This is a genomic window from Alteromonas sp. ABD4_190 (genome assembly GCF_056160105.1).
This window is the reverse complement of sequence record NZ_JBSWWN010000001.1, coordinates 570,980-583,551: the sequence shown is the minus strand read 5'-3', so window position 1 is coordinate 583,551 and position 12,572 is coordinate 570,980. Positions and strand designations below refer to the sequence as shown.

Sequence of the window (12,572 nt, the reverse complement as noted above, 5' to 3'; positions counted from 1 at the left end):
CAACATGGCATTTAACACTACACAAGAAATAATTGAAGACATTCGCCAAGGTAAAATGGTTATCTTGATGGATGATGAAGATAGGGAAAACGAAGGTGATTTAATCATGGCGGCTGAGCATGTCACGCCTGAAGCCATAAACTTTATGGTTACTCACGCTCGCGGCTTGGTGTGCTTACCTATGACTCAAGAGCGCTGCCGCACGCTTAATCTTCCTTTAATGGTTGATAAAAACGAAGCGCAGTTTTCTACCAACTTCACGGTTTCTATTGAAGCAGCAACTGGCGTGACAACCGGTATCTCAGCGGCCGACCGTGCGACGACAATCAAGGCTGCTGTAGCGAAAGACGCGAAAGCGACAGATATTGTGCAGCCAGGTCATATTTTTCCTTTAATTGCGAAAGACGGCGGCGTACTGAATCGCGCAGGTCATACTGAAGCGGGTGTCGATTTACCGCGTTTGGCTGGTTTAGAGCCAGCTGGGGTTATTGTAGAAATTCTCAATGAAGACGGCACTATGGCTCGCCGCCCTGAGCTAGAAAAGTTTGCGGCAAAACACAACCTTAAAATCGGCACCATTGCTGATTTAATTGAATATCGCAATCTCAATGAAACCACCATACAGAAGGTTGCTCAGTGCAATATGCCAACCGAGTATGGTGACTTTGAGCTTCACACGTTTAAAGACAGCATCGACAACCAACTTCATTTCGCACTTAAAAAAGGCGAAATTAAAGAAGATGAGCCGACACTCGTACGTGTACACCTTCACAATACGTTTAGTGATCTTCTTGGCTCGACGCGCGGTATTCATCGCTCGATGACGCTTGCAGATGGCATGCGCAAAATTTCAGAAGACGGTGGCGTATTGGTGCTATTAGGTAAAGAAGAGCATATTGAAAGTCAGGTACGCCGCTTTGCCGCAGAAGACAGAGGCGAACGCCCAGCTGGCGCCGACTGGCAGGGGTCGTCACGCACTATCGGTGTAGGTAGTCAAATTCTTGCATCAATGGGCGTTCACAAAATGCGTCTTCTTAGTAAGCCAATTAAATATCACGCACTTTCAGGTTACGGCCTTGAAGTTGTAGAGTACGTGCACGACTAGCACTTGGGTTTAGGCCACAGTGAAAGTGGAAAGGGGATGCTGGTCGCAAACACGCGGTGAATACATCCCTGTACGCTCCGCCACCGCATCCATGCGGTGGAGGGTTTGCGACCAGCATTCCCTCCCCACATTTGGCTAAGCATAAAATGGCTGTTTACGAATAGTTGAAGTTAAAGAAACAATCGATTTAGTTTAGGCGCAGTTGTGGTATACTTCGCGCCGTTTTTTCTCGAGGAATGAATCCATGCAGGTAATTGAAGGTAATATCAGAGCAACCGGTAAGAAGTTTGCTATCGTTGTATCACGCTTTAATAGCTTTGTTGTTGAAAGCTTACTAGAAGGTGCGTTAGACACACTAGAGCGTCACGGTGAAGTAAGCGATGACGATATCACGGTAGTACGTGTACCTGGTGCTTACGAGTTACCTGTTATTGCTAAGAAATTAGCTGAGAAGAAGTCATTTGACGCCATCATCGCTCTTGGTGCAGTTATTCGTGGCGGCACGCCACACTTTGATTTCGTAGCAGGCGAGAGCAACAAAGGTCTTGCGCAAGTATCTCTTGAATACGGCGTACCTGTATCATTTGGCGTAATTACAACAGATTCAATTGAACAAGCTATCGAGCGTTCTGGAACCAAAGCGGGCAACAAGGGTGCAGAAGCAGCACTAGGCGCGCTAGAAATGGTTAACGTTATCGATGCTGTTGAAAAGCTTTAAGGTAAACATTAAGTGAAAGTTTCAGCTCGTCGTAAAGCCCGTGAACTCGCCCTTCAAGGTGTGTATTCATGGCAAATGAGTCACAACGATATTCAGCAGGTTGAACTGGCGCTAGCCACCAGTAACGACATGCAAAAGGTAGACATGGCGTATTTCCAAGCCTTGCTTCGCGGCGTTGCACACAACGCAAGCAACCTTGATGCAACCATTAAACCTTACCTTGGCCGTTTGCCAGAAGAGTTAGACGCTATCGAAAAAGCCATCTTGCGCATTGCGACGCTGGAACTCACTGAACGCATCGACGTACCTTACCGCGTAATTATTAATGAAGCGATTGAGCTAGCTAAGGCATTTGGTGCTGAAGAAAGCCATAAGTTCATTAATGGTGCACTGGATAAAGCAGTGCGCACGTTGCGCAAAGACGAGCGCGACTAACCTTACCGTGGCGGCATGGATTGCCGCTAAAAGGGTTTAAAAATTACCGTGAAAGAATTTGATCTTATCGGCCGCTATTTTTCAAACAGTGGCCACAAACGCAAAGACGTTGTTATTGGTATTGGTGATGACTGTGCTGTAACAACGGTTCCTGAAAACCAACAACTTGCCGTTACTACAGATACCCTTGTCGCAGGCGTGCACTTTTTAAAAGATGCACCGGCCAAGTCTGTAGCCTACAAAACCGTTGCTGTTAACTTAAGTGACCTTGCCGCTATGGGGGCTGAGCCCGCATGGGTCAGCTTGTCTTTGTCACTGCCTGAAGTAGATGAAGCCTGGTTAGATGACTTTGTATCTGGATTGTACGAGCTTACTCAGTACTATTCAGTCCAGCTTATCGGTGGCGATACAGTAAAAGGCCCTATGGCGTTTACTATTACTGCACAAGGTTTTATTCCGCCGGGTTCCGAACTAACGCGCAGCGGCGCGAAGCCGGGCGATTGGCTTTACGTTACTGGAACACTAGGTGATGCAGGAGCGGGCTTAGATATTCTGCAAAAAAATCTCAGCGTAAGTGGTGAAGCGAAAGACGTTTTGGTTAATCGCCATTACTTCCCAACGCCTCGTGTTGCGGTGGGGACGGCGATACGTCGTATTGCAACGTCGTGCATTGATATCTCTGATGGCTTAATTTCAGATTTAGGGCACATTTTAAAAGCGTCTAATTGCGGTGCGAATGTTCACGTAGATCGACTACCACTATCACGAGCACTAACTAGTGCAGTCACACCTGAGCAAGCCATTGAATATGCGTTATCTGCTGGTGATGACTACGAACTTATTTTTACTGTAAGTGAAGAGCAGCGCGGAAGCCTTGAAACTTCGTTGGCAAGTACGAATGTAAAAGCCACGTGTATTGGCCAATTAACCGGGCATAGCGGTTCACTTTCGTTGCTAAAAGATAACGAAAAGTATACGCCAGCTAATGCTTCTGGCTATGAGCACGCCTTTTAGGCAATCAACATCTTACAATAGTAAATAAAGGAAGAAGCATGCAGGCGGAATATCGCGCTAGAGTGAGTATGAAAAATCCAGTTCATTTTCTCGCACTCGGTTTTGGTAGCGGGCTTGTTCCTTTTATGCCAGGTACATTTGGCTCTCTTGCTGCACTACCGCTGCTTGTAGCGTGCAGCCAGATCTCGGTGGTTTCCTTCATCGCACTTACTCTGATATTTTCAGTGGTAGGTATCTATCTGTGTGGCAAGACTGCAGACGATATGCAGGTACACGATCACGGTTCTATTGTGTGGGATGAAATAGCGGGCATGTTTATCACCTTTCTATTTGTACCTATCTCAGCGTCATCTTTACTCGTGGGCTTTGTTCTTTTCAGACTTTTCGACATCTTAAAGCCTTGGCCAATAGGTATTATCGACAAGCGCTTACACGGCGGTACAGGCATTATGCTGGATGATACTCTTGCTGGTGCTATGGCATGCGGCTGTTTACATTTATTAATGGTGTTTTGGCCAGCAGCCCTGGCGTTGTTCTAGCTAAAAGTGAAGATTCAAGGCCGTTCTCATAGATTGGCTACTGAGAGAAGTTAGGCAATGAAAAAATAGGAAATAAAGAGCTAGGCAATAAAAAGACAGATAATAGCGAAATGCATCACGAAAAAGCCCGCAGTTTGCGGGCTTTTTAATCTCTAACTTAAACGAAAAGTATAATAGTCGCTCTTACAAAGCTAGCTTTATAGCTAATTGGCTATAAAACTATTTGCTGCAGCAATAATTCCTTCAGCATCTAAGCCATGCTCTTTATACATTTCCTGTTGTGTACCTTGCAGGATAAAGCTATCAGGCAGACCTAACATTTTGACTGCCTTTAGTACGCCGTTTTGCTGCAAGTGTTCTAGTACAGCACTACCAGCACCGCCCATAATACAGCCGTCTTCTAGCGTAATAAGTGCGTTATGTTCACTGGCTGCTTTTAAAACGGCATCGCCGTCTAACGGCTTAATGAAGCGCATGTCGATGACGGTGGCATCAATGGCTTCTGCAGCTTCAAGCGCAAAGGGCAGTAAGCAGCCGAAATTCAAAATAGCAACGCTTTCAGTCTTACCTTTCGAGGTTTCTCGACAGGTACGTGATTTACCTATTTCAAGTTCCGTCATCGCCTCATCTGGCGTAATCCCCATGCCTGCACCACGAGGGTAGCGAACTGCCGCTGGTTTTTGCAGTTTATGGCCAGTGTAGAGCATTTGGCGACATTCATTTTCGTCTGAAGGAGCCATAACCACCATATTCGGAATACAGCGAAGGAAAGCGATATCAAACGCCCCTTGGTGAGTAGGGCCGTCGGCGCCCACAATACCCGCTCTGTCTATAGCAAATAATACCGGCAGGTCTTGAATTGCCACATCGTGGATAAGCTGATCGTAAGCGCGCTGAAGAAACGATGAATAAATTGCAACAACCGCATTCATCCCGTCTTTGGCAAGCCCCGCGCCAAACGTCACTGCATGCTGCTCGGCAATCGCAACATCGAAATACTGCTCAGGAAAGCGTTGAGAAAACTCAACCATGCCTGAACCTTCGCGCATGGCTGGCGTTACCGCCATTAGCTTAGGGTCTTGTGCGGCCATATCACACAGCCATTTTCCAAAAATTGCCGAGTAGGTAGGGGCTGAAGGCTTAGACTTGGGTAAGGCGTTATCTGCCGGGTTAAATTTAGGTACCGCGTGAAACTTGATTGGGTCTTCTTCTGCAACCGCATAGCCTTTACCTTTCTTGGTGACTACGTGCAGTAGCTGTGGTCCATCAAACTTGCGCATATTGCGTAGCGTATCGACAACACCATTAACGTCGTGGCCGTCGATAGGGCCAATGTAGTTAAAGCCAAGCTCTTCAAATATGGTGCCCGGGACAACCATGCCTTTAATGTGCTCTTCTGCACGGCTGGCAAACTCTTTAATTGGAGGCACATTGCTTAACAGCTTTTTACCACCGTCGCGTATAGAGTTGAAAAAATTACCGGTGAGCAAACGGGCTAGGTGGCTGTTCAACGCACCCACGTTTTCAGAAATAGACATTTCGTTGTCGTTAAGTACGACAACCATATCTTTTTTGATGTCACCAGCATGGTTAAGGGCTTCAAACGCCATACCTGCGGTCATTGCGCCGTCGCCAATGACGGCCACTACTTTACGGTCTTTACCTTCTTTTTCTGCCGCTACGGCCATTCCCAGTGCAGCACTTATCGACGTGGATGAGTGCCCAACAGCAAAGGTGTCGTAGTCGCTCTCAGGCGGCCATGGGAAAGGGTGCAGACCATTCTTTTGGCGAATGGTGCTCATGCGCTCTGCGCGACCGGTAAGGATTTTATGAGGATAGGCTTGATGGCCTACGTCCCACAGCAAACGGTCGAACGGCGTGTTGTACACATAGTGCAGTGCCACAGTTAACTCTACCGTGCCTAAACCCGAGGCAAAGTGGCCACTGGTTTGGCTTACGCTATTAAGTAAGTACTCACGTAATTCATCGGCAAGCTCGCGTAATTTTTCTTGAGGCAGCTGCCTCAATTTTTCAGGTGTTTGCGCAAGCGCAAGCGTTGGGTAATGTTGGAGATCTAAACTCATGTACTTATTATCTTTTTCAACATGGCGCGTGGCTAATGGTCGCGTTTTACCAAAAGCTCGCTAAACGCAATTAAACTGTCTGTATTGTAGGGTAAACGCGCCAATGCTTGAAGTGCATTATCGTGAAGCATTTCTAATTCTTGCTTAGCGCCAGCTATACCAAGCTTGGCGGGAAAGGTGTTTTTCCCCAATGCTTCGTCAGACCCTGCGGGTTTTCCTAACTTCTCGCTGCTACCCTCAACGTCTAAGATATCGTCTTGAACTTGGAAAGCCAGTCCAATATCTGCGGCATAGGCCATCAAGTCAGTTTTAGTTTCTGGCAGTAAGCCTTCACTGACAATAGCAACCATTTCAACACAGGCCTTAAGCAAAGCTCCGGTTTTGAGTCTATGGAGCTGCTTTAATTCTTCTAATGAGATGGTTTCACCCGTACTGGCTAAGTCGATAGCCTGACCACCACACATGCCTACGTAGCCGGCACTTTTAGCCAGTACAGACAAAAGCTGCCCGCGTTTGGTTTCGGCAAATACGCTTAAAGGAGCATCAGCTAGTACAGTAAATGCAAGAGACTGCAGGGCATCTCCCGCTAAAATAGCCGTAGCTTCATCAAAGGCAATATGACACGTTGGCATTCCGCGACGTAAATCATCATCGTCCATGGCTGGTAAATCATCATGAACTAACGAGTAGGCGTGCACGCACTCAATAGCCATGCTTATAGCCATCTGATCTTTTTTGGGCACGTCTAACGTGTTTCCTACAACCTGCACTAGTAGAGGGCGCATGCGCTTGCCACCTGCAAGCAATGCGTGACGCATTGCATCTTTAAGGCGCGGTGCGTAATCGGGTAAATCATCAATTAAGGTAAGAAGGGATGCATCAGTTTGCTGTTTCACTTGCTGATGCAAAGCAGAAAAATTCATAGGTCGCCTGTAAGTTAAAAATGAACGTTTTACGGCTGTTCACTTTCAGGAAGAGTCTGAAGCGTTTCTTCGCCTTGTTCACTAAGCAATATTTTTACTTTTTGCTCGGCGTTTTCAAGCGATTGCTGGCCTTGACGAGATAACGCTATGCCTCGTTCAAATTTTTCCAGTGCTTTATTAAGAGGCAGATCACCGTTTTCCATTTCGTTAACGATAGCTTCTAGTTCTGATAAAGTTTCTTCAAAAGACGCTGATGCTTTTTCTGTCGTCATAAAAACACTCAATACATTGGCCAAAATACGTGTACCGCGCACATTAACCGAGGGCCGCACAAGGGTCAAATGGTTTGTCCGTATATCGCCTATATCACAGCAATATAGCTTTTTTTTCATGCAGTTGACCACGTTGAATATGAAGATATTGTGCTATATTCGAAATAAGTGGCTACATTACTTTAAATAAAAGAATGCATGCGTGTTCTGATAGGTAGGCGAACGCTATAAGCATGGTCGATATATAGAAGACCTTTGAACAACGTTTTTTTAAAGTCACACTTAATAAAAAACAAATAAATATGATATTTTTCAATAATGTCGTTTTAGTATTTTTATCCGTTGCCGATAGAATATTTGTACATTAACAGCACTGACTGCGCATAAATGGGGAAGAGTGAGTGGATTTAGCAACCGTCATAGGTATGTTGGGCGCCATTGGTTTCATAGTTATGGCTATGATTCTAGGCGGCAGCTTAGGCATGTTCATCGACGTCCAATCGATATTGATCGTGTTTGGTGGGACTTTGTTTGTTGTCTTGTCTCAATTTACTTTAGGTCAGTTCTTCGGTGCGGGTAAGATTGCTGGTAAAGCCTTCATGTTTAAGATTGAATCGCCAGAAGAGCTTATTGAGAAGATCGTAGAGATGGCGGATGCGGCGCGAAAAGGCGGCTTTTTGGCTTTAGAGGAAGCGGAAATCTCGAACGAATTTATGCAGAAAGGCGTCGACATGTTGGTTGATGGCCACGATATTGAAGTGGTCAGAGAGACACTTGCTAAAGATATTTCTATGACGTCAGAACGACATGATTTTGGCGCCTCGTTTTTTAAAGGTATGGGCGATATTGCACCCGCCATGGGTATGATCGGTACCTTGATTGGTTTGGTTGCCATGCTGTCAAACATGGATGACCCGAAAGCTATCGGTCCGGCAATGGCGGTAGCACTACTTACCACTCTTTATGGCGCTTTTTTCGCCAATGTTATCTGTTTGCCTATAGCATTCAAACTTTCTGTGCGAGCAGGGGAAGAAAAGCTCAATCAAAGCCTTGTTCTTGACGGTATTGTCGGTATCGCTGACGGTCAAAACCCTCGAGTTATTGAAGGCGTACTGAAAAACTACCTTGCTGCAAGTAAGCGTGGAAGCGCAGAGGAAGAGTAATGGCCGAAGAAGAATGCCCAAAATGCCCCCCCGAGGGGCTTCCAGCTTGGATGGGAACCTTCGCAGACTTAATGTCACTGCTTATGTGCTTTTTTGTACTTCTGCTTTCATTCTCCGAAATGGACGTACTGAAATTTAAGCAAATAGCGGGCTCAATGAAGTTTGCATTCGGTGTGCAAAACAAAATTGAAGTAAAAGATATTCCTAAAGGGACCAGTGTTATTGCTATGGAGTTTCGACCTGGCAAGCCTGATCCCACGCCAATTGAATCTATTCAGCAGCAAACCAACGAAATGACTCAGCAAATGCTAGAATTTCAAGCGGGAAATGAGGACTCCGCCGGCGGCAGGCAAAAACAGCGTGGCGAACAACGGGGCGGTCAGTCTCAACAAACAGCTACTGAGTCATCTTCATCCGCTGAGCAAAGCACTGACCAATCTCAAATGGCTGAGTTGATGAAAAAAGTGGCCCAACAATTAGAAAAGCAAATTTTAGATGGGTCTGTAGAAATGGAGTCGCTGGGACAGCAGCTTACCATTCGAATTAGAGAAAATGGCTCGTTTTCCGCTGGGTCTGCTTTCTTGCAGCCACAATTTCAGCCCGTATTAAGAAAAATTGGTTCATTGTTAGCGGATGTGCCTGGAGAAATCGAGATTTCGGGCCATAGTGATGGACAGCATATTGCCAATGAGCTCTATCGTTCTAACTGGGATTTGTCGTCACAACGTGCCGTTGCGGTGGCCGAAGCCATGCGCTCAGCGCCTGGGTTTGATGAAAGTCGCATGTCTGTGGTTGGCAAAGCTGATACTAATCCTATCGTTGAGAATGCCACGACCGCGAGTGATAGAGCTAAGAATCGCCGAGTAGAAATCAATATTAACCAAGGTAAACCAATGATATCCAAACCCATATCAGTGGTAGATGATTAAGCGTCAACATTTTCTAAACTAAGTACGCATAAAAAAGCGGTGCCTTCAAATAATGAGCACCGCTTTTTAGTTTTAAAACGCCAACTTGTATTTGTTTACAAACAAAAAACGTTTATCAAATTCTGGCTAATTCCTCTCTGTACTGAGGTTTTGATATAACAAGTTGTACAGTGCTAATGGTTCTTTCTAAAAAACCACCTTCGCAATATTTGAGGTAATAGGTCCACATACGCATAAAGCGCTCGTCGTAACCATCACTCAATAATTCATCTTTAGCCGAAATAAACGCTTCATACCAATGGTTTAGCGTTTTTGCATAGTCCACACCAATGTCGTGTAAGTCACGGATCATCATATTCGTGTACTTTTTAAGGTGTGCATTTAGCTGGTATTGCGATGGTAAAAAACCACCCGGGAAAATGTATTTTTGTATGAAGTCTACGCTGTTTGAGTAGCTGTCATAACGTCTATCGTCAATGGTTATTGACTGAAGTAACATAAGACCGTCGTCTTTTAAAAGAGAAGCACATTTTTCGAAAAAGTTACCTAAATACTCTTTGCCAACCGCCTCAATCATTTCGATGGAAACCAGCTTGTCGTATTTACCCTCAAGCAAGCGATAATCTTTTTTAAGTAAGGTAATTTTACTTTCTAGTCCTTCCCGTTCAATCCAATCTTTCGCCCATGCGTGCTGCTCTTCTGAAATAGTAGTGGTGGTGACACTGCAGCCATAATGTTTCGCAGCATAAACCGCAAGGCCGCCCCAGCCAGTGCCTATTTCTAAAAGGTGGTCTACTTCAGACAGTTGTAATTTGTCACAAATAGCTTTTAGTTTGTAATTCTGCGCGTCGTTTAGTGTTGCGTTTGCATCTGGGTATATAGCTGATGAATACATCATTGTTGGGTCGAGAAAGCGTGTATAAAGCTTATTGCCCAAATCATAATGCGCTTCAATGTTCTTTTTAGCTTGGTCTTTTGTATTTCGACGCGCAAAATGCTGAATCTTATTGATGGGCATGGTTAGCCACTTAAACTTATTTTCCCACTCATCAAGGGTGGGCAAGTTCCGTGCGAAAATCCTTACTACGGCTGTTACATCGTCACTGTCCCACAACCCATCCATGTACGCCTCGCCAGCGCCCACACTGCCGCCAAGTAACAACTGTCGGTAGGCTTGCACATTTTTGATATTTACCGTAGCGCGCAAGTCACTTTCGTCTGTGCCGAAACGCGCAACGACATCGCCGTTTTCTTGAATAGTTAAGCGACCAAATGGAAGCTGATTTAAACACTTCAAAAATAGTGTTCTACAAGTTTTATCTACAAAAGAGACCTCTGAGGTGGTCAGTAGTACAGATTCACCGAAAGACATTGTTATTGTTCCTGACTCTTTTCTGGGTGTGTATATAGTGGCGTTCGTTTCAGCAATAGCTTAAGCGCGTGCCAATAAATTCCGGCCACGGTTTTTATCGTCATACTGGGTATACGTTTAAGTGCGGCAGATAGATTCGCATTATCTAAAGTAAATTTACTCAAATTAATCCCAGCGCTAAATTCTTTGTCTTCTCTTACGCAATCCATGGCTAAAGAAAGTCTAGATGAAGGCTGAGAAATCGACCATTTATAGGTCATATCCATAGGATTAAAAGGCGACACGTGAAAAGCCTTTGCTGTATCGGCTTGGATGTCTAGATTTACCAGATAGTGGTGGCGCTCATTCCAAGGAGTATTGCTAACCTCAGCAAGCATATGAGTATATTTACCCTCAGCGTTGCGAAGGTAATAAAAGTTAACTGGGCTGAAATACAGACCCCACATGCGTAACTGACCTAGCATAAAAACGTCGCCGCTTAGCGCTTTACCATCATTTAATTCGGTCATTCTTTGCAGCACGGCTTGTTTCAAAGAAATAGAAGGGTCACCTAGATAGTCTTCTCGCTTGAATCGAACTCGTGCTTTAGTGTGCGCGCTAAAATACTTCAGCGTATCCGATAGCACGTTCAGTTCCTCACTTTCGAGTTTTAACCAAAACAGATAAATGTCGTAGTCAAACTTGTGTTGGGTAGGCTTGAAACGTTGATGGTATACCTTGCCTTTATATATCGCGCTTTCTGTCACAGTGTTTCACCAAAACGAGCACAAACGTCTAGTGCACTGGTAACGCCATCTTCATGAAAACCGTTGTACCAGTAGGCCCCACAAAAGTGTAAATTATCTACGCCGCAAATCTCACTTCTACGTGACTGCGCTTTCACCATGCTGGCACTGTACTGAGGGTGCGCATATTTATAGCTTCGCAAAATACTCTTTTCATTAATTTCAGGCGTATTATTGAGCGTTACACAATACGTATTCTCCGCTTCTAATCGCTGGAGAATGTTCATATTGTAGGTGACAGAGGCGGGGCGGGCTTCCTCGCTTGCATCCTCCTTTAAGCTATAGTTCCAACTTGCCCACGCCAACTTCCTTTTAGGTAATTGGCTTATGTCTTTGTGCATGACTACATCATTTTCCGCATAAGGAATATTGCCAAGAACATCTTTGTGCAGCGACGTAGGGGAATGAATCATTTTTAACGCTTGGTCGCTGTGACATGCAAATACGACATGATCAAACGTCGCAACTGCACCAGTTGAATCGGTAACTTTCCACTTGTCATCGCTTTTGGCCACAGAAACTACAGCTGTAGATAATTTAATTTTAGACTCAAATGGCGCAACAAGTGGTGGAATATATTGGCTAGATCCACCTTTAATCGTGTACCACTGTGGCCGGTCAGTAATATTGAGCAGGCCGTGATTATTGAAGAATTGAAGGAAGAAAGTTAATGGAAATTTTCTCGTTTGTTCTAGGCTACTAGACCAAATAGCGGCGCACATAGGCAGTATATAGTAGCGCGCGAAGTCATCGCTTAGCCCTAGTTCTTTAATAATATCTTCCAGCGTCAATGAAGACGTGTCGCGCTTTTCAGCCACCATGGCTTTACACGCTTTGTTAAATGTCAGAATGTCTTTAACGATGCGCCAAAATTTAGGCCGAAGAATATTGCGTCTCTGGGCGAATAAACTGTTTAAGTTATTGCCATTGTACTCAAGGTTCGCTTTTTTGCTCATCACAGAGAAGCTCATCTCGGTTGGTTGGTAATCAACGTTTAGCTGAGTAATAAGCTTGATAAAGTTAGGGTAGGTCCAGTCATTGAAAACGATAAAGCCGGTATCAATGTGATGAGTCTGGCCATTATCGTCTATTTTCTTTGTTGCCGTATGACCACCAATGTAGTCATTCGCTTCGTATACTGTGATGTTGTTCTGTCGATTTAAAAGGTGTGCGCAGGTTAACCCTGAAATACCTGTGCCTATGATGGCAATCTTGTTATTCATTTTTACTTCT

Annotated in this window: 13 protein-coding genes; 7 read left to right on the top strand and 6 right to left on the bottom strand. The window is 44.9% G+C overall.

What is annotated here, in order from left to right:
* Positions 1-4: 4 nt before the first annotated feature.
* From ribBA to ACXAFM_RS02590, 5 genes are all read left to right on the top strand, one after another.
* The gene (gene ribBA, locus ACXAFM_RS02610) at positions 5-1,105 is read left to right on the top strand and encodes a bifunctional 3,4-dihydroxy-2-butanone-4-phosphate synthase/GTP cyclohydrolase II (RefSeq protein WP_474833105.1); all 1,101 of its coding nucleotides are present in this window, start codon (positions 5-7) and stop codon (positions 1,103-1,105) included.
* Between the two features lie 244 nt (positions 1,106-1,349).
* Positions 1,350-1,823, top strand: coding sequence for a 6,7-dimethyl-8-ribityllumazine synthase (gene ribH / locus ACXAFM_RS02605; protein WP_025255832.1), 474 nt, complete (start codon positions 1,350-1,352; stop codon positions 1,821-1,823).
* Between the two features lie 12 nt (positions 1,824-1,835).
* On the top strand, positions 1,836-2,258 hold the full coding sequence (gene nusB / locus ACXAFM_RS02600) for a transcription antitermination factor NusB (protein ID WP_014979773.1): 423 nt from the start codon (positions 1,836-1,838) through the stop codon (positions 2,256-2,258).
* Between the two features lie 48 nt (positions 2,259-2,306).
* On the top strand, positions 2,307-3,272 hold the full coding sequence (thiL, locus tag ACXAFM_RS02595; RefSeq protein WP_474833103.1) for a thiamine-phosphate kinase: 966 nt from the start codon (positions 2,307-2,309) through the stop codon (positions 3,270-3,272).
* Between the two features lie 38 nt (positions 3,273-3,310).
* A complete protein-coding gene (locus ACXAFM_RS02590; protein ID WP_474833100.1) occupies positions 3,311-3,811 on the top strand; it encodes a phosphatidylglycerophosphatase A family protein in 501 nt (166 codons plus the stop codon).
* Positions 3,812-4,014: 203 nt separating this feature from the next.
* Here the strand turns inward: ACXAFM_RS02590 and dxs are convergent, their stop codons facing one another.
* Genes dxs through xseB form a run of 3 tightly spaced genes read right to left on the bottom strand, consistent with a single transcriptional unit; the run spans position 4,015 to position 7,090 of the window.
* Positions 4,015-5,895, bottom strand: a complete 1,881-nt coding sequence (gene dxs / locus ACXAFM_RS02585) for a 1-deoxy-D-xylulose-5-phosphate synthase (RefSeq protein ID WP_474833097.1) — start codon at positions 5,893-5,895, stop codon at positions 4,015-4,017.
* A gap of 32 nt (positions 5,896-5,927) precedes the next feature.
* Entirely contained in the window at positions 5,928-6,818 is an 891-nt protein-coding gene (locus ACXAFM_RS02580) for a farnesyl diphosphate synthase (protein ID WP_474833095.1), read from the bottom strand.
* A gap of 29 nt (positions 6,819-6,847) precedes the next feature.
* Entirely contained in the window at positions 6,848-7,090 is a 243-nt protein-coding gene (gene xseB, locus ACXAFM_RS02575) for an exodeoxyribonuclease VII small subunit (protein ID WP_136782332.1), read from the bottom strand.
* A 401-nt stretch (positions 7,091-7,491) separates the two neighbouring features.
* Here xseB and pomA point away from each other — a divergent pair, with 401 nt between their 5' ends.
* Together pomA and ACXAFM_RS02565 are read left to right on the top strand one after the other, a co-directional pair.
* On the top strand, positions 7,492-8,253 hold the full coding sequence (gene pomA, locus ACXAFM_RS02570) for a flagellar motor protein PomA (protein WP_012518934.1): 762 nt from the start codon (positions 7,492-7,494) through the stop codon (positions 8,251-8,253).
* Complete coding sequence (locus ACXAFM_RS02565) at positions 8,253-9,182, top strand: flagellar motor protein MotB (RefSeq protein ID WP_269917338.1); 930 nt, start codon at positions 8,253-8,255, stop codon at positions 9,180-9,182. The genes pomA and ACXAFM_RS02565 overlap by 1 nt, the downstream gene beginning before the upstream one ends.
* A 115-nt stretch (positions 9,183-9,297) precedes the next feature.
* Here ACXAFM_RS02565 and ACXAFM_RS02560 read toward each other — a convergent pair whose 3' ends face one another.
* The 3 genes from ACXAFM_RS02560 to ACXAFM_RS02550 are packed head-to-tail and all read right to left on the bottom strand — an operon-like array spanning position 9,298 to position 12,562.
* Positions 9,298-10,554, bottom strand: a complete 1,257-nt coding sequence (locus ACXAFM_RS02560; protein WP_474833092.1) for a class I SAM-dependent methyltransferase — start codon at positions 10,552-10,554, stop codon at positions 9,298-9,300.
* A gap of 2 nt (positions 10,555-10,556) precedes the next feature.
* The gene (locus tag ACXAFM_RS02555) at positions 10,557-11,300 is read right to left on the bottom strand and encodes a DUF1365 domain-containing protein (protein WP_474833089.1); all 744 of its coding nucleotides are present in this window, start codon (positions 11,298-11,300) and stop codon (positions 10,557-10,559) included.
* On the bottom strand, positions 11,297-12,562 hold the full coding sequence (locus ACXAFM_RS02550) for an NAD(P)/FAD-dependent oxidoreductase (protein ID WP_474833087.1): 1,266 nt from the start codon (positions 12,560-12,562) through the stop codon (positions 11,297-11,299). The genes ACXAFM_RS02555 and ACXAFM_RS02550 overlap by 4 nt, the downstream gene beginning before the upstream one ends.
* Positions 12,563-12,572 lie beyond the last annotated feature (10 nt).